We start from the raw sequence: 20927 nt of genomic DNA on the forward strand, positions 1-20927 counted from the left end.
AGGGCACAGATTTATGCGGCTTGTTATTCTTGTGACGGTCTGCGGCGTGGGGTATGCGCAGGCGGCAGACTGGCAGGCCCTGGCCGGCCCGGAAGCAGCGCCCGATGTCATTGCGCCGATTCACGCCCCGTTTGCAATGCCGCAGCTTGACCGGCCCGTATTCCCGGATGCGGTTTTCCCGATCACGGATTTTGGCGCGGAACCGGGCGGCGTGGTAAAGAACACGCGGATGATCCAGGCGGCTATCGATGCATGCGCCGAGGCGGGCGGAGGAGTTGTGCTGTGCCCGGCGGGGCTCTGGCTGACCGGCGCCATTCATCTGCGGAGCAACATCAACCTGCACCTTGCGGAAGGGGCGGTGCTGCGGTTTTCGGACGACCCGCGGGACTATCTCCCCGTGGTGTTCACACGCTGGGCCGGATTCGAATGTTACAACTATTCCCCACTCGTTTATGCGAGGGATTGTCAGAACATCGCCATCACGGGACCGGGCGCGCTCGAGGGCAACGGCCGCCCTTGGTGGACCTGGGCCGAACGCCAGTCGGACACCGCCATGTTCATGTACAAGGAACAGATACTGAAGGGCGTGCCGCCGGAAGACCGCGTTTACGGCGCCGTGGAAGCGGGCCTTCGCCCGCAATTCATCAGTCCGATTCACTGTTCTCATGTGCTGCTCGAAGGATTCACGATTGCGGAACCCGGACCCTTCTGGACGATCGACCTGGTCTATTGCGACCATGTCGTGGTGCGTAGACTCCGCGTCATGACCGAGGGCGGACCGAACACCGACGGCATCAACGTGGATTCGAGCGCCAACGTGCTCATCGAGCATTGTCTTCTCAATACCGGCGACGATTGCGTCTGCATGAAATCGGGCATGAACGAGGACGGCTGGCGCGTGGGCAAGCCCACGGAGAACGTGGTGATCCGCTACATCCGCACCGCGCACGGCCATGGCGGCGCGGTATTCGGCAGCGACATGAGCGGCGACATCCGGAATGTCTACGTCCATTCCTGCATTTATGACGGCACCGCCTTGGGTATTCGCCTGAAATCGACGCGCGGGCGCGGCGGCGTGGTCGAGAAGCTGTGGTTTGAAGACATTCTCATGCGGAATATCGCCGCGGAAGCGATTCAGATTTCAACCGCCTACAGCGCCTGGATGGGCACCACGGAGGGTAAAGCGCCGCTGTTCCGCGACATCTCGTTCCGGAATATCAGCGTGGAAGGCGCGCGGCAGTCCATCAACATCGAAGGTCTGCCCGAGGCCCCGGTGCAGGATATCCGCATGGAAAACCTCTCGATAGCGGCCGAAGAAGGCATGGATGCCGCGCATCTGCAGGGATTCCAGATGGAAAACGTTACGGTGCGGCATTGAGCGCCTGGCTGATGGCGTCCAGCCGGGCCGTGCCCTCGCTCAACGTGGGGCATAACCAGCCGCCCTCGTCGAATTCGTTCCAGGCGTAGATGAGCACGGCCTGTGCCTTCGCGGCGCCGGGATGTTGCCTGCACCATTGCAGCGCTTTTTCGAGGTGCCCGGCCAATTCCTGGGGCTGCGGCGTTTCGTAATACTGCTCGATGTCTCCTCCGCGAACCCACGGAACGGGCGTCTGCACGCGCGGGCGCATGTCCCAACCCGCGCTGACGAGCGGCGCCACTTCGCAGCCCGTTGCCCGAAAGGCGTCCCACCATCGCTCCGTGTGCGCGGCAAGCGCGGCATAGGGCGCCCCCTTGGCGCCGCCGTTGGACGCATACGCGCCGATCGCGTCCAAGCCGAGCGTCTCAAGCTGTTCTTTAAGGAGGTCCGGCGACCACCCCTGCGCGACGATGTACGGGTTGCCGGTTCCCGCCTCTTGCGCCGCGGCGCGCAGCTGGTCAAAGGCGGCGCGCGCGTCCGCCCACGTCTCGAAGCGGCCGGAGCCAACCAGGTCGCCCACACTGTAGAGATACACCAGAGGGCGATTCTCCAGGACGGTTTGATACGCCGGATCCCCGAAAGCGGCCACGTAGCGCTGCATCTTGCCGGGCCACGCGGCCGCGCCGCCCCTGCCCTCCCATCCGCCTTGCAGGTTCAGACAGAAACGGATGTCCGATTTGTGCGCGCTTGACAGATAGTTCCGCAGGCCAAGGCTCAGCGCGTGGTCCTCGGGATAGACGACGAAGGCCCAGTAGTCGAGTCCCGCCGCGTGCGCATACGCGATTTCCCGGTCCATGATCTGCTGGGTATTGCCGCGCGCCTCGACCGCGTTATCGCCCACCACCTTGCCAAAAAAAGGCACACGATAGTGCCATTGTTCCGGGGCGAGCGTTCGCTCCACGGTCAGGCCCACTTCGGACGCCGGCCCGTGCCACGCGTCCCAACGGATGGCGCCGACGACGGGACGCGTCCCGGGGGTCTCAGCGCAAACCTGCGCGGGAAGCGCCAACAGCAAAAGAGTACTCGCAAACAACGTCATATCACGCATCATTTCCCGGTTGCTTCTTCTCCCCGCCATCCGTCCTGGGCACGCGTCAAGTCTAACACGACCCGTGCCAGCGCCGGGGTATTCCAAACGCCGCCGGGCGCGCCCTGGCATTGGGCGGGCGAGCGATTTGTGCTAGAGTGGGGCTTGGGAAACGGGACGTTTCCTCAAGGGACCGGCCAGAGCGCGGACTTGTCGAATCATCGGGGAACTGTATCGTGTGCAGTCAATACGGCGGTTATGCGGGGAAGGTATTGCGGGTCGACCTTCGCACGCGGGAAGTGGACGAGTATCCCTGGACGGATGAAGACCGCACGTTGTATCTGGGCGGCAAGATAATGGCCGCGAAGATTCTGTACGACAACATCGCTGCGGGCACGGACGCCTATGCGCAGGATAACGTGCTCGTCGTTTCGACAGGACCATTGACGGGCACATCCGTGCCGTCGTCGAGCCGGTTTAACATCTCGTCGGTTTCGCCCTTGACCGGTTTCTGCGCGTCCTCGAACTGCGGCGGCGATTTTGGCCTCAGGCTGAAAAAGGCGGGCTACGACGCGCTGGTGATCACGGGAAAGGCGTCCGTGCCGGTCTGGATTGAGATCACGGAAGACAACGTCGTGTTTCACGATGCGGGGGACCTCTGGGGCAAAACGACCGGCGAAACGCAGGAGGCGCTGGGCGAGAGCCGCGGGAAGATCGTCATCGGCCCCGCGGGCGAGCATCTGGTGCGCTACGCCTGCGTGTTCAGCGGCGACCGCACGGCGGGCCGCGCGGGCATGGGCGCGGTCATGGGCGCAAAAAATCTCAAAGCCGTTACCGCGACGGGCGGCAAGAGCGCCTCCGTGCATAACCGCGAACGATTGAAGAAAGTGGTGCGCGGCTGGGTGAAGCTGCTGAAGAGCCATCCGCTCACGGGCGAGGCCTTGCCGAAATACGGGACGGGATTTCTGTTGCGCCTCATGCAGCAACGCCGGTTACTGGCCACGCACAACTACAAGTACGGCCAGTTCCGGGACTATGAAATGCTTTCCGGCCAGACGCTGGCGGAAAAGCACCTGATTCGGAACGTGGGTTGCACGACCTGCATCATCAAATGCGGACGGCTCGTCGAGGTGGACGGCAAGCGCGTGAAAGGCCCGGAACTTGAAACGCTGGGCCTGCTTGGCCCGAACCTGGAGAACAACAACCTCGAACGCATCCTGAAGTGGAATTACGAACTGGACGAACTGGGCATGGACACGATCAGCACGGGCGGCAGCATCGGCTTTGCCATGGAACTCCAGGAAAAGAGGCTTTGGGATTGCGGCCTTGAATTCGGGAAGACAGACAATCTCTCCGACGTGATGCACGACATCGCGTACCGGCGCGGCATCGGCGACCTGCTTGCGGAGGGCACAAAACGCCTGGCGCAGCGTTTCGGCGGCGCGGAATTCGCCATCAATGCGAAGGGGTTGGAGCTTGCGGCCTACGAGCCGCGCGGCGCGGTGGGCCAGGGGCTCGGCTACGCCACGGCGAACCGCGGCGGCTGTCATCTGAACGCGGGTTACATGGCGCTCATGGAAGGATTGGGGCTGGGCATGAACCCTTACACCCCGCGCGCAAAAGCCGCGCTGAATGTGCTGAACCAGAATCTCATGGAAGGCGTGTCCGCGGCGGGGTGCTGTCTGTTCCCGCTGTTCTCATTCTATCCGGGCTGGTTGATTTCGCACCAGGACAGCCTCGCCGGACGGATCGTCAACGCGATTCTGCCCTATTCGGGCGCGAGCGTAAACCTGCTCAACAGACTGCCGGGCAAGTTCCTGCCGATTCACTTGCCGCTGTTCCCCTATACGAAGGCGCTGAGCGCCGTCACGGGCATGAAGATGACCGTCGGCAGACTGAAGGACATCGGCGAACGCGGCTTCAACCTTGAACGGCTGCTCAATATTCGCCTGGGGCTTACCGCGGCGGACGACAGCCTGCCCAAACGGCTCACCGACGAACCGCAAGTCGAGGGCGACTTGCGCACGCGCGTGCCGCTCGGCAAAATGAAGCGGCAATACTACAGGATTCGCGGCTGGGACGCCTGCGGCGTGCCCACGGAACGGAAGAAGAAACGGCTGCGCATCGGTTGACCCGCCCCCGCTACAGACGCGGGTCGGCCGGGCAGGCGATATGCAGCTCCAAACATAACGAGGGAAGGCATTCATGACGATGCGGGAGGAAGTGGCCGCGGCGGTGCTGGCCGCCGCGCATGAGCGAGATGGGTCAGCCGAGCTGCCGTGCGCGGAAGCGTTCGCGATTGCGGAGCGGCTGGCCGTGCCCGTGGCCGAGGTGGGGCGCGCCTGCGACGAACAGCACGTGAAAATCACGCGCTGTCAATTGGGATGCTTCTGATGGCGCCCGCGAAACGCACCGTGCCCTCCGGGATACAAATCGGTTTCAAATTGTGGCTGACGCTGGACGGCGAAGGGGTCTTCGGGGAAGGCAGGTGGCAATTGCTCGCTGCGATTCACCGTGCCGGGTCGCTCCGCGCCGCGGCCGGCGCGCTGGGCATCAGCTATCGAAAAGCGTGGGGCGACTTGCGCGAGGCGGAAGAGGCGTTGGGCTTGACTCTTCTCGAACGGCGGCGCGGCGGCGCGGAAGGCGGCGAAAGCCGGCTCAGCGAAACGGGCCGCGTATGGCTGGCCGAATTCGCGCGATTGCGCGCCGAGTGCGGGCGGAACATGGAACGGTCCTTCGCCCGATGGATGAAAAGGATGCAGTCATGAGCTTTTTGCCTGCCGGGCGGACCCTCCTCTGCGCGGGGACTGTCCTGTTGAGCATGAGCGCCGGGGCGCAGCGGGACACCCTCTCGGGCGAATTGATGGTCTTCCATGCCGGGAGCCTCGCGGTCCCGCTCAAGCAGGTGGCCGAGGCGTTTCAACGGGAGCATCCGGCGGTGCGTATTCTCAGCGAGGCCGCGGGCAGCCGCGAATGCGCCCGCAAGCTGACCGACCTCGGCAGGGCCTGCGATGTGCTCGCCTCGGCGGACTACGCCGTGATTGAGGCCATGCTCATCCCGGACCACGCGGAGTGGTGCATCAAGGTCGCGGGAAACGAGATGGTCATCGCGTACACGGACGAATCGGCCCATGCCGCCGAGGTCACGCGCGACAACTGGCATCACGTGCTCCTGCTCGAAGACGTCGCCTTCGGCCGGTCCGACCCAAACACGGACCCCTGCGGTTACCGGGCCATTCTCACGGCCAAACTCGCCGCGCGCCACTACGGCATCCCGGACCTTGCCGTTCGGCTCACGGCGAAGGACCGGCGGTTTGTCCGTCCCAAGGAGACGGACTTGCTTGCGTTGCTTGAAACGGGCGCAATCGACTACATATTCATTTACCGGTCGGTTGCGGAGCAGCACGGGTTGCGTTGGCTGGCGCTGCCCGACGAGATCAATTTGAAACGGCCGGAACTTGCAGCGCTTTATCATTCGGTTTCCGTCGAGATCTCGGGGGATGCGCCAGGCGCCTTCGTCACGCAGTACGGCGAGCCGATGGTCTACGGCGTGACCATTCCGAAGAACGCGCCGAATCCAGAAGCCGCGCTGGCTTTCGTCACGTTCCTGCTGGAAGCCGGCAAGGGCCTCGCGATTCTGGAACGCAACGGGCAGCCGGGCGTCGTGCCGTCGCCGTCGGCGTCCTACGACCGCATACCCGGCGCCTTGAAGAGGTTCGCCCTGAAGCCATGAATTCGCGCAGCGACGCCATACGAAGCACCGAGCCATTGACGCTGGTCTTTGCCTTCTGCGGCGGCCTGGTGCTTCTGTTCCTGGTCGCGCCGCTCGCGGGCATGGTCCTCGGCAGCCCGTTCACCGCGCTGCAGCAGACCGCCGCGGACCCCGAAGTCCGGGCGAGCATCTGGCTCACGCTGTGGACGTCCCTGGCGGCGACGCTCGTGTTGTCCGTCGCGGCGATTCCGTTCGCGTATCTGCTCGCGCGGCGCAACTTCCCGCTCAAGGGTCTCGTCTCCGCGGTCATCGATCTGCCCATCGTCGTGCCCCACTCCGCCGCGGGCATCGCCATTCTCGGGTTCGTCTCGGCGAACAGCCCGGTCGGCGGCGCGGCGGAACGCCTGGGAATCCACTTTGTAGGCGGCGCGCCGGGGATCATGGCCGCGATGGCGTTCGTGAGCCTGCCTTTTCTGATCAACGCGGCGCGCGACGGGTTCGCGTCCGTACCGGAACGATTCGAGAAAGCGGCGTTGAACCTGGGCGCGTCTCCGGCGCGCGTCTTTGCCACGGTTTCGGTTCCGCTGGCTTGGCGCTCGATCCTGTCGGGGCTCGTGCTGATGTGGGCGCGCGGCCTGAGCGAGTTCGGCGCGGTCGCCGTCGTGGCCTATCACCCCATCGTGACGCCCGTGCTGATTTACGAGCGGTTTGGCGCTTTCGGCCTGAAGTATGCCCGGCCCGTCGCGGCCCTGTTCCTTGGCGTGTGCCTGCTCTTCTTTCTCGTGATCCGGCTATTGGCAAGGCGGCCCGGCCATGTTGCGCGTTGAACAACTCTGCGTCCGCGCGGGCGCGTTTTCGCTCCGTGACGTTTCGTTCACGGTCGGGCAGGCCGCGTACTTCGTGCTGTTGGGCGCGTCCGGCGCGGGCAAGACGGTTCTGCTCGAAGCGCTGGCCGGCCTGGTGCCCGTGCAGGGGGGCCGCATCCGCCTGTGCGGCGCGGACATCACCCGCGCGCGCATACGGCACAGAGGATTCGGGCTGGTCTATCAGGACCGGGCGCTGTTCCCGCACCTGACCGTGCGCCGCAATATCGCGTACGGCCTCCACGCGCGGCGGTTGCCGCGCGCGCTGGTCCGTGAGCGCGTCGCGGAATTGGCCGCGGAAACCGGCACGCAGGGACTGCTCGACCGGTATCCCGGCACGCTATCGGGCGGCGAGGCGCAGCGTGTCGCGCTTGCGCGGGCGCTCGCGACACGGCCGCAATGCCTGCTGCTCGATGAACCGTTGTCTTCGCTCGACGCGCACGCGCGCGCGGAGATGCGGGCGCTGCTGCGCACGATCCACCGTGGCGGCCGCACCATCCTGCACGTGACGCACGATTACGAGGAAGCGCTGGCGCTGGCGACGCAAATCGCAGTGGTCGAAAACGGAACCATTCGCCAGGCCGGCGCGCCTTCGGACGTCTTTCAGCACCCGAAATCGGAATTCGTTGCCCGGTTTGTCGGCATTCGCAATGTTTTCAAGGGCCGCCTCGAAGCCGCAGCCGCGGGCCAGCCGGGGGAAGCTGCCTTTGTGACCAACGGACTCCGTTTCCACGTGCTCACGGATGGGCCGCCCGGGCCGGGGCTGTTGCTCGTGCGCAGCGAGGACATCACGCTCTCGCCGGGCAGGCCGGAATCGAGCGCTCGCAATTGCGTCCAAGGCACGGTCCGGGAAATCGTGCCCGTGCGGCTTGGCGTCGAGGTGTACATCGATGCGGGCGTGGAGATGGCCGCGCTCGTCACGCCCGGTTCGGTCGAGCATATGGAGCTGCGCGAAGGGTTGAGCGTGTGGGCAGCCTTCAAAGCCAGCGCTGCCCGATTCATAGGAGAATAACAGGATGAGTGCGACAAAGTGCGCGCGCATACGCCGGGAGCCATCGGGTCCCGGCGATAAGGGCATCATTACCAACAAAGCGGAAGGAGTACAGAAATGATTCGGCAGAACCGCACCAGATTACACGGCTTCACACTGATTGAACTGCTGGTCGTTATCGCGATCATCGGCATTCTCGCGGCGATTCTGCTGCCCGCGCTGGCGCGCGCCCGCGAGGCCGCGCGGCGCTCGTCCTGTCAGAACAACCTCAAGGAGATCGGGCTCTCGTTCAAGATGTACGCGAACGAGGAGCCCGGCGAATTCTTCCCGACGCAGTTTCCGGGGTACTACCCGGAATTGGGCGGCGCGCCCGTGCCCGGGCACAGTTTCTTCTGGGGGCCCGCGGTCTATCCCGAGTACATGCCGGACTACAACATCATCTTCTGTCCGTCCGACCCCGCGGGACTCGAAAAGAAGACGGTTATCGACGAACTCGTCCGCCTTCGTTTTCCGGAAGTGGCGCAGCAGTTGCGCGACTACTCATATATGTACCTCGGCTGGGCCATGCGTCAGGATGAAGACTGGGGCCTTTGGAAATCCGCCTCGGGCGACGCCCGAAACTCGGACAAGATCCTTCCCGAGAGTTTCGTGACGGCCGATATCCAGGACGGCGATTACACGCTTTACCGCCTGCGCGAGGGCATCGAGCGATTCCAGGTGACGGACATCAACAACCCGGGCGCAAGCGCGATGGCGCAGAGCACGCTTCCCATCATCTGGGACATTGTCTGCGCAAACCCCGGCGGCGACGGCAATCAATTCAACCATGTGCCCGGCGGCATGAACTGCCTCTTCCTGGACGGCCACGTGGACTACCTCCGCTATCCCTCAGATTTCCCCTGCACGGAGTATCTCGCGGGTAAACTCGGCAAAGGCGGTCCCACCGATCCCACCGTCCCGGCTTCCATCTAGTGGCGATCCCAGTACCCGGTGACGGGCGGGAGCGCGCATGCGACGCGAAGATACCCTTGCGGGAGCAAGGCCGGCTTTGCCTGCGGTTCGCAGGGGCGGGGAATGCCTGGCCCCTGCGAGAGACAGGAATCACGTTTTGGGATAGCTTCCCGACGGAACGAACATGCAAGGAGCGCCATCATGAGAGGACACAGATTCCGGTTACTTTTTCTGGGCTTTGGGCTGGCGGGACTAATGGTCCCAGCGCTATTTCTCGCGCCGGGGCTGGTGAAAGCCGCGCCGGAACGTCTCTCGGAAACGCTGACCATCATCGACCTGGACGGCTCGAAAATCGCCATCACCCTCGAAGAAATGCGGAAGATGCCGCAGGAGACCGAGTGGCAGTGCATCTGCGTCGGGCAGAAAGCCGGCTACATTTGCATATTCGACTACGGCGGCGTGCGCCTGTCGGCCATCCTCGAAAAGGCGGCCGCCGCCATGAACGCGAGCGAATACCGCAAGGAAAACATGTATGTCGTGTTCAGGGGCACGGACGGCTATCAGGTCATTGCCTCGTGGACCGAGCTGACCCTGGCCGAAACGGGCCGCCGCGCGCTCGTGGCGCTTTACGCGGACGCGAAGGCCCTTTCGGAAAGCGAAGGCCGCTTCCGTATCATCTTTCCCAGTGACAAGTACGTGGGGCGCAGCGTGAAGTGCCTGGAAGAAATCGAGATTCGCTGCGCAGAAGGCTGCGTCGATTTCGGCAGCCACTAGCGGCGGCCCGGTACGGCTCAAGACCGGCGATGCGTGTCTGTTTCGTGTAGCCGCGCCTATCCAGGCAATAAACGATTGTTTATTTGTAGAATCCATAATTTATACATTTGTTGAAATCTGAGGCTCGCTATGCGATAATATGGAGGCGGGCCCCGCAAGGGCCAGGAGAAGACGCAGTATGACTGGAGCGGGCAGCAAGCAGAAACGGAAGATCACGACCAGCGACCTGGCCCGGCTGAGCGGGGTGTCGCGTTCCACTGTTTCAGCGGTGTTGAACGGGAAGCGGAGCGTGCGCGAGGCGACGCGCGCGAAGGTGCTCGCGTGCATTCGGGAACAGCGATACGACTCCGGGCTGATTGCGCGGACGCTGCTGGGTGAGTTGTCGCGGATCGTGGCGGTGCTTGCGCCGAATCTCGGCAGTCCGTATCACATGATGTATTTCCAGGGCCTGCAGGACATCCTGGGAAAGGAAGACTTCCACCTGCTCTTTCACAATGTGCGCCCGGAGGACCAGGAAGACCCCGCAACGCTTGAGAGTATTCACGCCTACCGTCCCGCAGGGTTCATCATTCTGCGCGGGGCGGAGGGGCCGCAAGCGGAGCATGCGCGCAAGGTGGTGGAAGAGGGGGTGCCGCTCGTATGTGAAATGCCGATTGACGGTCTGGAAACCCACGTCGTCGGTTTCGACCAGCGCGCGGCCATGAAACTCGCGGCGGACTATGTTATCGAGAAAGGCCACCGGAGGCTTGGCCACATTGCGGGCCCGTCGTTTTCGCACGGCGCGCGGGAACGGAAAATTGGCTTTCTGGAAAGCCTGGTCCAGCACGATATGCCCTTGTCGGAGGCTAATATCCTCGATGCGGGCGAAACCGCGGCCGATGGATACGTGGCCGCCCTGGAAATGCTGCGCGACCCGGCCACGCGGCCCACGGCTGTGCTGTGCTTCAACGACATGGTCGCCATGGGCGTGTTCCGCGCCTGCCACGAACTCAAAATGAACATCCCGGCCGACGTGAGCGTCGTCGGCTACGACGGCATCGAATTCGCGGCCCTGTTCGGGCCGCCGCTGACCAGCGTGAACATCTTCCCCACCGAGATGGGCCGGAGGGCAGGCGAGGTGCTCGTCCGCGCAATCCGGAACGAGGCCGGGCGCGGCGCGACCACGACATGGATTCCATCAGAGTTGACCGAGCGCGGGTCCGTGCGCGCGCTGTAAGCATGCTGCGCTTCCGGGATGCGCCTGCGGCGTTGTTGAAGGCTGGGCGGGGAATGTGGCCGAAAGAGGGCGCGCTATAGTCCAGGCCAAGTGTGTGCGCGGCTTTCGGTGTCATCAGAATATGCGACATTTGTCTAAAATATTGGAATGTAAATAATTAACATATGTTGACTTTCTGCCGCCAGTGTGTTACTTTGTAGCCGCACTCTTCCATGGCAGCCGGATAGCCGGCCGCAATGCGTGAGGCCAATGACGCGGTCATGCGGGTCCCGCGCACAACACACCGAGGAGGATGGGTCATGAAAGGGAAAGGGTTCACACTGATTGAGCTGCTCGTGGTTATTGCCATCATTGGCATTCTGGCGGCGATCCTGCTGCCGGCGCTGGCCAGGGCGCGGGAGGCGGCACGCCGGTCCAGCTGCCAGAACAACCTGAAGGAATGGGGCATCGTGTACAAGATGTATTCGAACGAGGATCCGGGGGAGAGGTTTCCGCCGATGCAGGCGGGCGCCTGGTATGGCGGGGCAGGCACATTCATCAGCGGTTCGGAGTCCGACTTCAGTCTGGGGCCGGCCGTGCGCACGGTCTATCCGGAATACTTGACCGACCCGAACATCGCGTTCTGTCCGTCCGATGCGGGCGCGGAAGACCGGATTGCAGACCCTGACGGCAACCTGTCGGAAGAGCCGACGGACAATTGCTTCGGGTACATGTCGTGGCACGGCACGCGGTGCATGCGCGCCGTCGACGGCAGCTACGGCTACGTCGGGTGGGTCTTCGACCAAGCGGATGACGATGACCCGAAGACGGCGGCCGACATCTCGCTAGGCACGGTGACGATTCCGGCGGGTGCGTCGCAGCAGGTCGTGAACTGGGCGCTGTACGTGATGTTAACCGGCCCTGGCGCGGCGCAGATGGCGGCGCAGGTGTCCAGCGGCCGGGAGGGCTTCGTGCCGTTTGTGGACGAGGACATGCCGGTGCCGGCCCCCAGCGGCAATTCGGGGTCCGATACGTTGTACCGTCTGCGGGAAGGCATCGAGCGCTTCTTGATCACCGACATCAACAACGCGGCCGCAAGCGCGCAGGCGCAGAGCGAGGTGTACATCATGTGGGATGCCGTGTCGACGGTGGCCAGCGCGTACAACCACATTCCGGGCGGCGCGAATGTGCTGTACATGGACGGACACGTGGATTACATCCGCTACGACGAACGTGGCGATGCGCCGAGCAACGGCCCGCTGGCCAGGGTGGTCGGTCTGTTCGGCGACGACGACATGAGCTGATTCATTCCGTTGCCCGGCGGCCGTCCGGCCGCAAGCGCGCGCACAAGACGGTGACAAACCGCGCCGACCCGGTCGCCATGATGGTACTATTGTCGAGATGCGGACAGTTGGCGGCATGCCGCCAGTCGTCCGCTGTGTCCGGCAAGCGCCACGCGCCGTATGGGCGTCTATCCCGCGCCGAGCAGGGGAGGTGACGGTCGTATCTGCTCGCAAGGCGTTTTTCGAGGGCCGGAAACTGGATTCCGCCACGGGAGGAAGGCAATGCAGTGCGTGCGCGTTTTGACCGCATTGGTGCTCGGGGCGATTGCGGCCACGGCAGTACCTGCGGGGCCGGCGCCGGCAGACGGGGGCATCCTGGCCGGTCTGCCCGCGCTCAAGGATTACACCGCCGGGCGGGTTTCGAGCTATGACCCGACGGGAGGGAACGCCGACGGCCGCCACGACTGGCCGATCCAGCCGGGCGAGACGCGCACTATCGCCGACATCGCGGGCGCGGGCGCGGTCACCCATCTGTGGTTCACGATTGCGTCGAAAGACGAGCATCACCTGCGCAATCTCGTGCTGCGCATGTACTGGGACGGCGAGGAACAGCCTTCGGTCGAGTCGCCAATCGGCGATTTCTTCGGGCTGGGCCACGCGACGTACTACCAGTACAGCAGCCTGCCGATTCAGATTGGCACGGACCGCGGGCTGAACTGTTTTTGGCGCATGCCATTCGGGAACGGCGCGCGCATCACGGTGACAAATGACGGGCCGCTCCCCTGCCTGGCGTTTTATTACTACGTGGACTACCATCGTTATGGCGAGGCCCCGGCGGACGAGGGGCGCTTTCACGCGCAGTACCGGCAGGCGTTTCCCTGCGAGCCGGGCATCAATTACGTCTTCCTGGAGGCAACGGGCCGCGGGCATTTCGTGGGGTGCAATCTCTCGGTGCACAACCGGGCTGGGGGTTGGTGGGGCGAGGGGGACGACATGTTCTACGTGGACGGGGCAACCGCGCCCTCGCTGCACGGGACGGGTTCGGAAGACTATTTCTGCGGGGCATGGTGCTACGGAGAGTCCGGCACGCTGACCTTCAGCAATCCCTATTTCGGTCTGCCGTTCAACAAGGGCGGCAACACGCAGAACGCACTCTGGAACGTGTACCGCTACCATCTCGAGGACCCGGTCCCGTTTGCGCAGTCGATTCGCGCGACGATCGAGCACGGTCACGGGAACACGCGCAAGGACGATTTCGCCTCGGTGGCGTACTGGTACCAGACGGAGCCGCACGCGCCCTTCCCCCCGTTGCCAGAGGCCGGAGACCGGATGTTTACGGAGGCCGTCACCTTCACCGAGGACTGGGCTATCGAGGCGGAAACGCTGGCGCCCGCGTTTCAGAACGCGCAGGTGACGGCGCAATCGACGCTGGACTTCGGCAATTTCTGGAGCGGCGGCGAACACTTGTATTTCGATGCGGACGGGCCGGCGGTTTTTCGCGCGAATCTGCCCACATCGGCGAGCGATGCGGGCAACTACCTCCTCGACGTGTGGTACACGGCGGGGCCGGACTACGGCCAGTGCGAACTGTGGGTCAACGGCGAGAAAACATGTGCCTGGGATGGTTACAACGCGGACGGAGTGGTCCGCAGAAAGCTGGACAGCGCCGCGCCGATCTCCATAGAAAAAGCCGGGAACGTGATAGAACTGCGCGTGACGGGCAGGAATGAGGCGTCGCGGGGGTTCAAGGCGGGTTGGGACTGCCATCGCGTCGCCCCGCGATGACCGGGGAGACCGGCCGTGATGGGAAAGGATGCGTGCGGGTGCGGCGGGGACGCATGCGGCAGCGGGAAACGACCCGCGTGGGGACGGCGGCAATTCCTGAAGGCCGCGGGCATGCTTGCGGGCATGATCGGCGAGGCGCGGCTGGCCGCGTGGGCGGAGGGAACTCCGGGCGCGGGCAAGGCGCACGGGGAGCTCATCCCGGCGGAAAAGCACCTGTCGCCGGAGTGGCTCGCCGCGCTGCGCGCACGGGGAGACAAGGAAGTATTCGCGGGCGCGGCGCTCGAAAACATAGCGATGCCGTGCGGCGGCATCGGCGCGGGCCAGCTCTATGTCTGCGGCGACGGGACACTGGGCGGCTGGGGTATTTTCAACGATGCGGCGTCGAACTGGGTGGATAGCACGTTCGCGACCTATGCCCATCGCGGCGTCGCGAAGACGGTAGCGCAGGGATTCGGCATCACGGTGCGGGCGTCTGACGGTGCGCCGCTGTTCAAGACTCTGGACCGGCGCGATTTCGCCGAGGTCACGTTTACCGGTGAATACCCGGTCGCTACGATCCGGTATTCAGACGCGGCGTGTCCCGTGTGCGTCACGATGGAGGCTTTCTCGCCGTTCATTCCGCTCAACGCCGAAGATTCCGGCCTGCCCGCAACGGTCTTTCACATCACCGTGGAGAATATCCGCGGCGAGGCGGTTGAAGCGGCCGTGTCGGGCTGGCTGCAGAACGCCGCAGGGCGGGCCTACGCGCTGGAGTACGACATCAGGCCACGGACGCGCTACGAACAGCGCGACGGCTACGCCCTGTGCCTGCACTCGGCCGAGGCGGCCGCGCCCGAAGCGGCCGCCACGAAGTCGGCGGAAGCGGCTCTGCGCGCCGCGCCCGTGCCGGTTGCCGTGGACGTGCGGGACACAAAGACGGTGGTGCGTTTCGAGCCCCCGTTGACGGTATGCGCCGGGGACCGGCTCGAACTGGTGCTGCGCGGGTGAGTCCGCGCAGCCTGTGCGCGCAGCGTAACAAGAAGGAGCGGCATTGTGAAAAGGGCAGGCATTCTGGTCTTGTGCGCGGTGATTGGTCTCGCGGTCATGGCGGCGGCCCAGGTCCCCGCGGAGGCGACGTTCGAGAAGGACCTCGTCTACGGCCGCGCGGACGGCGTAGACCTGAAGCTGGACATGGCGCGTCCCGCCCGGGCGGAGACGCCCGCGCCCGCCGTGGTCTGCATTCACGGCGGCGCGTGGATGAGCGGCAGCAAGAACGACTACGAAATGGTGCTGCGCCGGTTCGCCGCCGACGGATACCTGGCGGTGGCCGTGGAATACCGCTTCGCGCCCGCGCACCCCTGGCCCGCGCAAATCGAGGACGTCAAATGCGCCGTGCGCTATTTGCGCGCGCGGGCCGCGGAACTGCACATCAACCCGGAAAAGATCGGCGCGGTCGGTGATTCCGCGGGCGGGCACCTTGCGCTGCTTTCCGGGCTGATGGACGCGAAGGACGGGCTCGAGGGCGACGGCGGCAACGAGGGTGTCTCGAGCAAGGTACAGGCGGTTGTGAACATATACGGGCCGGTGGACCTGCGCACGTGGCGCGTGCTGCCGGAAGCGGAGGCGGCGGCCGCGGCGGCGTTTGGCAAGAGTTCCGAGCAGATGCTTGCCGATTTCGCGGGCACGGCGGACCGGAATGACCCGCGGATCGCGCAGGCCTCGCCCGTGACCTATATCGACGCGGGCGACCCGCCGGTCCTGACCTATCACGGGACCAAAGACGCGATTGTGCCGTTCGATCAGGCCGCGACTCTGCAGGCGCGGCTGGAAGCGGCGGGCGTGAAACACGAATTCGTGCCATTCGAAGGCGGTGTCCATGGCCTGGACCTCGTGCAGGTCGGCATTGTGACGCAGGGAACCTTGGCCTTCTTCGACAAGTGGCTGAAGGGCGAGACGCCAGCCGAGGAAACAGCCGGCGAAGAAGCGCCGCCGTTCGAGGCGATTCCCAAGATTGACGCGCATGCGCACGCGTTCGATGACATGCCGGAGTTCGCGGCGTGGCTGGAGCGGAACAACCTGCGCCTGATCAACATCTGCCTGTACGGGAACCGGCCCGAGGCGCTCGCACCGCTGGAGGCGCAAGCAGCCCACCTGCACCGGTTCTACCCGCGCGTGTATTCCTTCGCTTCGACCTTCGACCTGACCCGGCGCGACCAGCCGGGCTACGCGGACGAGGTAACGGCGTGGCTGGACCAGACGTTCGCGGAGGGCGCGGTGATGGTGAAGCTGTGGAAAGAGGTTGGCATGCAATTAAAGGGGACCGACGGAAGGTACCTGCTGCCCGACGATCCGGTGTTGGACCCGGTCTGCGCGCATCTCGCCGCGCGCGGCAAGCCGCTCTTGCTGCACGCCGGAGACCCCGTCGACGCGTGGCGCCCGCTCGACCCCGAGAGCGCCCATTACCGCTATTTCTCGTCGAATCCGGAGTGGCACATGTACGACCGTGCGGATGCCCCGGATTACGAGGACATTCTGGCCGCGGTGGACCGGTTATTGGAGAAGCACCCCGACCTGACCGTGGTCGCGGCCCATCTGGGCAACATGGCCCACGACGTGGACCGCGTGGGAGCGTGGCTGGACCGCCACCCCAACTTGTACGTCGATGTTTCGGCCCGCTTGCCCGACCTCATGCGCCAGCCGGTGGAGAAGATCCGCGCCTTTTTCATCAAGCACCAGGACCGCATTCTGTACGGCACCGACATCGACCCCTGCCAGTTCCCTGCGCCGGGGCCCATCGCCGCGGAGAAGCGGGACGCATACCTCTGGGCCGCGGAGGCGCGATACCGGAACGAATACGCGTATTTCGCGGGATCCGGCACGAGGAATCCGGGCGATAGCGAGGCGGCGTGCCTCGCCCTGCCGCGCTCCGTGCTCGAGAAACTCTACCACGCCAACGCCGAGCGCCTGATCCCCGAACTCGCGCCGTGACAAAACGCGTTGCGAGTCTCTTGCTCTTCAAACTCACCGTTGAACCAGCCGCCTGCAAGGCAGGGATTGCAGGCATCCATCGCCCGAACAAACGTCACCGAACAAAACGTCACTTTGACATCAGATTGCCGGGGTGGTACGCTTTTCGCCATATATGGGGAACGAGGCGCGCAGCAAATGGGGGCCTTGCCGGTCGCGTTGACGCACGAGAGAATGAGCCGTGCGGGAGCAAGAGCGCCCGACGTGCCTATGCGCACAGTTCTCGACTGCTGTGCGGCATCTTTTGCCACTGTATGATGCAGCGAGGTCAAGACACGGCGCCAGAACGCGGCAAGGGGGAAAAGGGTTTGGTGAGGAGTACCGTGCATGAATGATCAAACGCAAGAAGCCTATGGTTGTGCCCTCATTGTTGGCGCATTTGCTGTGGGCCTGCTTACCTGCCTGGTTCTGGGACTTGCTCAGCTTGCCGTTGGCTGCATCATCTTTTTCGCCCTCTATCTGCTCATGGCTATATCAATCAATGAATGGATGAAAGCCACCGGGATTCGCGGCACGCCTAAAGGAAAGCTGTTCGCTGTCATTGCTATCGTGGGTATGCTGGTAGTCTGCAGTTTCGTGGCCTTCGTGAGCGTACGCATCATTTTCGGAAGCGCGCCGGACGACGCACAGTACTGGATAGGCGATCCTCCCGTTGACAGTTTTTTCCATGCTTCCAACTGCCCCGACCTTCCCAAAGACGTAAAAGGTTATGCGTCGAAAGAACCGCTGCTCTCCACCGGCTACCTTCCGTGTCCAAAGTGCCTGGCCCTGGAAGTTCTTTCTGACACGACATGGAATGGCGCGCTGCCTGTCCACGGTCAGACTACGTTTGAGTTTGCCCCAAACCAAAGGGTCAGGCTCACTTTCTTTCGAAACAAGACGGACATGTCGTGCAGTTGGTCTTTGGATGGAAACCTCTTGACAATCGTCGGGACCAATCTCACCGGCGAACAATTCACGCTCAGTGGCGAGATCGTGGATGGCAACCCCGTCGTGCAAGGTGTGACGTTGCGTCAGGGATACTCTCCCCGATAGGCTCCAGACACCATGGCCGTAACTCATGCCCGCGCGATAGAAATGGGCCGGACTTCCATTCCAGGCAATGCAGAATCGAACGGGTTCCGCCTGCGGGGCATGCAGGTCTCGCCATCCCGCGGTAATTGTCTGGCAAAGGCAGCCCGAAACCGGTTGGGCCATGCCCTTGCCTGAAGCATAGGACGACAGCTCATGAAGATGTTTCTCGTTGTTCTGTTGGCGTGTGTTGCGCCTGCGGCGAGCGGACAGCCCGCCGTTCCGGGCGAGGCTCCCGAAAACCCACCGTTCAAGGAAGCGCAGGTCTTGCCGGCCGATGAAGCGGCGCACCAGCCGGATTTTCTCGAGTTCCGGAAGCAACTCATTGCCGCTGTGGCCAAGCGTGACCGTGCGTCCTTGATTGAACACCTTGCCGACGATGTGAGCAACGAACTGGCTGGAGTCCTCGGCCTGCCAGAATTCATCTCCTTCTACGGACTCACGGGAAAGACGGACACTGGTCACGATGAATCCTTCATTTGGGAAGAATTGAAGGAGATTCTTGCTCTGGGCGGCACGTTTCGCGATGGCGCATTCCACGCTCCCTATCTGACCACCCAATTCCCGGATGAATTCGACGCATTCGAGTTTGCGGTCATCACGGGCAAAGACGTCAATGTCCGGCAAGGCCCGGGCACCAACACGCGCGTGGTCGCGAAGAAGAGCTACACCATTGTGAGAGTCCTCGACTGGGGAGATAGTCCCGAAGCCACCTTGTCCGCGGGCGAGAAGACGTATGGGTGGGTTCGCGTGGGCTTGCCCACAGGAGAGACTGGGTACGTATACGGGAAGTACGTGCGCTCGCCAATCGCCTGTCGCGCGATTTTCCAGAAACGCGGCGGGGCTTGGAAGCTGGCGATCTTTGTGTGTGGAGACTAGGGGCTGTCCCAAGACCCGTGCGACGAGCAGAATCGCGCGTTCGACACGAAAATACCATTTGAAGAGCGAGGTCAGCTTTGCCCGCGCCCCTTATTCCGTCACGCCGCATGATTCTTCGCGCGTCCCCCACCGCGCGATCGCGGCCTGCGTCTGTGAGGGGTTGTGCTGCATGCGGATGCGCCAGATCAGTTCCTCAGGGAGCACGACGCGGATACCGGTGGGCAGGCGGTCCACGCACCAGCCCACGGGCTCGTATCCCCGAACACCGCCGTATTTCGCTGCGTCCGTCTGGTCCATGTTCTCCGCGTCTTCGTCGGGCCCGGGCGCATGGCGGAAGAACGACCACGCATGAGTGATCACCCAATCGAGCTGCTGGCGGCCTTCCCGCGCCGCCTGCGCGGCCGACTCGCCAATCTCGCGCGCAATCTTCGCGGGCGTGCCCGCGCGCGGCCGTTGGTTCGAATGCTCCCAGATGGCGTATCGGGCGGAAACGACGGGCACGTCCCAGCCGCGCGCGTCCTGCACCCATAGGACCGTGCCCGCGCCACCTTCGTACGGGTAGTACTGGAACGCGAGGATGCCGAGCAGTCCGTCCATCTCGCGCGCATATGTTTCACAGGCGCGCCGGGCCTCGGGCGCGGAGAAATCGCCGAAGTTGAACGCGATGATGCGCGTCCCCGTTTTCCGCATGTGCGCCCAGGTGCGCCGCGCGTGCCGCGCGAGCAGTTCTTCCGCATTCGAGCGGTTCAACGCGAATTTGTCGGGGTAGAAGTAGCCGCCTCCCCATTCGATGAATGCGTCGTTGCGCGACTGCGTGCCCACGCAATAGGCCAGCATCTCCGGGCAAAGCTGGACCAGTTGCGAGAAACAACAGGACCAGCCAAAAGGGAAACGGCCGCGCCCGGGGTTGCCGTACCAGCTGTCTCCCTGCGCGCGCGCGAACCCGCCCAGGTACCATTGCACATTGTCACCGTCGGTAATGACGAAACTGACCGCGGGGCGCCGGTCGCTCCAGTCTATGCGCGCGGGATCGACGTGACGAGGGCGCGGGACAGCCGACTGGTCCGAGGCGGCCATCAGCAGGGGCAGGTTCAGGCACCAGTTCGTGGCGCTCTGGATATGGCCCTCGAGACTGGTCATGAGCGTGGCCTTGTATTCGTCGCCGCCGTTCCAGCCGAGCACGGGCGATAACGGTTCGAGCCACGCCAGAATCGACGGCACGGGTTCCTCGAAACCGTACACGGCGATAGCCCGTTGGGCGATGGCGAAATCGCGCGTGTGGGGGCATCTCGGGTCCTGCGTGCAGACCATGTGCCTGCTGAACCGGTCCCGGTACGCATCGAAAACCCACTGCTGCGTCTTGCCGCGCGCGTCGAAGAGCAGCGCAAGACCGCGCGCCATGGCCTCGCTTTCGAGGCACTCCTCCACGACCGCGCCGTCCAGCAGGCCCGCCAGGCTCGTGGCGACGTTGATGGACAAGTCCATGCCGTGCCGGTGCTGGGCGGTCTCGCCCTCCGAAGTGTCGCGGCGGTACAGGATATAACCCTTGACGATGCCTTGGTGCGCGAACCGCTCGGCCAATTCCCACGGCGATAGGACGCCGCGCACCTCGAGGTTGAGCCGCGCGAGCGTGTGCGCGTACCAGTCTTCGTAGTCCGGATTATTCCAGGCGAGCCAGACCATCTCGTCGCCACGACCCTCATTCACGGCCTTGGCCGCAAGCCCGGCCAAGGATTCGGTCAGCATGTGCAGGGGCATATTGTCTGCGCACGCGGCCGTCGCGGCGGGCAAGACAACGCGTATAACCGCGCTGGGCGCTGTCTGGACCGGCCACCAGCGGGCTTCGCCCTCTTCCGCGGCATGGGCAACGCCGGTCAAGAGCATCAGGCCGGGCAAAATCGCGCGGAATGCGAAACGCATGTTCGAGTCTCCCGGCCGGTTGTTCTGATGTCTTGCCGCGCGGCTCGAGCCCT

The 20927-nt window shown here is 64.0% G+C and carries 18 protein-coding genes; 16 read left to right on the forward strand and 2 right to left on the reverse strand.

Annotated features, from left to right (window positions below):
* Positions 1–13: 13 nt before the first annotated feature.
* Positions 14–1378, forward strand: coding sequence for a glycoside hydrolase family 28 protein (locus KA184_08135; GenBank protein MBP8129538.1), 1365 nt, complete (start codon positions 14–16; stop codon positions 1376–1378).
* On the opposite strand, the gene KA184_08140 is transcribed toward KA184_08135, so the two are convergent.
* The gene (locus KA184_08140) at positions 1362–2456 is read right to left on the reverse strand and encodes a hypothetical protein (protein ID MBP8129539.1); all 1095 of its coding nucleotides are present in this window, start codon (positions 2454–2456) and stop codon (positions 1362–1364) included. The genes KA184_08135 and KA184_08140 overlap by 17 nt on opposite strands.
* Before the next feature lie 224 nt (positions 2457–2680).
* Between KA184_08140 and KA184_08145 the strand changes: the two genes are divergently transcribed.
* From KA184_08145 to KA184_08215, 15 genes are all read left to right on the forward strand, one after another.
* The gene (locus KA184_08145; protein ID MBP8129540.1) at positions 2681–4576 is read left to right on the forward strand and encodes an aldehyde ferredoxin oxidoreductase family protein; all 1896 of its coding nucleotides are present in this window, start codon (positions 2681–2683) and stop codon (positions 4574–4576) included.
* Positions 4577–4655: 79 nt separating this feature from the next.
* The gene (locus tag KA184_08150; protein ID MBP8129541.1) at positions 4656–4838 is read left to right on the forward strand and encodes a hypothetical protein; all 183 of its coding nucleotides are present in this window, start codon (positions 4656–4658) and stop codon (positions 4836–4838) included.
* On the forward strand, positions 4838–5212 hold the full coding sequence (locus tag KA184_08155) for a LysR family transcriptional regulator (GenBank protein ID MBP8129542.1): 375 nt from the start codon (positions 4838–4840) through the stop codon (positions 5210–5212). The genes KA184_08150 and KA184_08155 overlap by 1 nt, the downstream gene beginning before the upstream one ends.
* Before the next feature lie 53 nt (positions 5213–5265).
* The gene (locus tag KA184_08160) at positions 5266–6177 is read left to right on the forward strand and encodes an extracellular solute-binding protein (GenBank protein MBP8129543.1); all 912 of its coding nucleotides are present in this window, start codon (positions 5266–5268) and stop codon (positions 6175–6177) included.
* Positions 6174–6983 carry an ABC transporter permease gene (locus tag KA184_08165; GenBank protein MBP8129544.1) on the forward strand — a complete coding sequence of 270 codons (810 nt, stop codon included), beginning with the start codon at positions 6174–6176 and terminating at the stop codon, positions 6981–6983. Before KA184_08160 ends, KA184_08165 begins: the two co-directional genes overlap by 4 nt.
* Positions 6970–8031: an ABC transporter ATP-binding protein gene (locus tag KA184_08170; protein ID MBP8129545.1), complete on the forward strand. Its 1062-nt coding sequence runs from the start codon at positions 6970–6972 to the stop codon at positions 8029–8031. The genes KA184_08165 and KA184_08170 overlap by 14 nt, the downstream gene beginning before the upstream one ends.
* A 96-nt stretch (positions 8032–8127) precedes the next feature.
* Positions 8128–8982 (forward strand): DUF1559 domain-containing protein, encoded by an 855-nt coding sequence (locus KA184_08175; protein MBP8129546.1) that lies wholly within the window; start codon positions 8128–8130, stop codon positions 8980–8982.
* Between the two features lie 180 nt (positions 8983–9162).
* Entirely contained in the window at positions 9163–9735 is a 573-nt protein-coding gene (locus tag KA184_08180; GenBank protein ID MBP8129547.1) for a molybdopterin-dependent oxidoreductase, read from the forward strand.
* A 178-nt stretch (positions 9736–9913) separates the two neighbouring features.
* The gene (locus KA184_08185; GenBank protein ID MBP8129548.1) at positions 9914–10951 is read left to right on the forward strand and encodes a LacI family DNA-binding transcriptional regulator; all 1038 of its coding nucleotides are present in this window, start codon (positions 9914–9916) and stop codon (positions 10949–10951) included.
* A 299-nt stretch (positions 10952–11250) separates the two neighbouring features.
* Positions 11251–12234: a prepilin-type N-terminal cleavage/methylation domain-containing protein gene (locus KA184_08190; protein ID MBP8129549.1), complete on the forward strand. Its 984-nt coding sequence runs from the start codon at positions 11251–11253 to the stop codon at positions 12232–12234.
* Between the two features lie 261 nt (positions 12235–12495).
* Positions 12496–13998 (forward strand): DUF2961 domain-containing protein, encoded by a 1503-nt coding sequence (locus KA184_08195; GenBank protein MBP8129550.1) that lies wholly within the window; start codon positions 12496–12498, stop codon positions 13996–13998.
* Positions 13999–14013: 15 nt separating this feature from the next.
* On the forward strand, positions 14014–14985 hold the full coding sequence (locus tag KA184_08200) for a hypothetical protein (GenBank protein ID MBP8129551.1): 972 nt from the start codon (positions 14014–14016) through the stop codon (positions 14983–14985).
* Between the two features lie 45 nt (positions 14986–15030).
* Positions 15031–16965, forward strand: a complete 1935-nt coding sequence (locus KA184_08205; GenBank protein ID MBP8129552.1) for an alpha/beta hydrolase fold domain-containing protein — start codon at positions 15031–15033, stop codon at positions 16963–16965.
* A gap of 366 nt (positions 16966–17331) precedes the next feature.
* The gene (locus tag KA184_08210) at positions 17332–18039 is read left to right on the forward strand and encodes a hypothetical protein (protein ID MBP8129553.1); all 708 of its coding nucleotides are present in this window, start codon (positions 17332–17334) and stop codon (positions 18037–18039) included.
* 192 nt (positions 18040–18231) lie between these two features.
* Positions 18232–18954, forward strand: a complete 723-nt coding sequence (locus KA184_08215) for an SH3 domain-containing protein (protein ID MBP8129554.1) — start codon at positions 18232–18234, stop codon at positions 18952–18954.
* Between the two features lie 90 nt (positions 18955–19044).
* Here the strand turns inward: KA184_08215 and KA184_08220 are convergent, their stop codons facing one another.
* Positions 19045–20874 carry a hypothetical protein gene (locus KA184_08220; GenBank protein ID MBP8129555.1) on the reverse strand — a complete coding sequence of 610 codons (1830 nt, stop codon included), beginning with the start codon at positions 20872–20874 and terminating at the stop codon, positions 19045–19047.
* Between the last annotated feature and the right edge of the window lie 53 nt (positions 20875–20927).

The sequence above is a fragment of the Candidatus Hydrogenedentota bacterium genome (genome assembly GCA_018005585.1).
Lineage (GTDB): Bacteria > Hydrogenedentota > Hydrogenedentia > Hydrogenedentales > JAGMZX01 > JAGMZX01.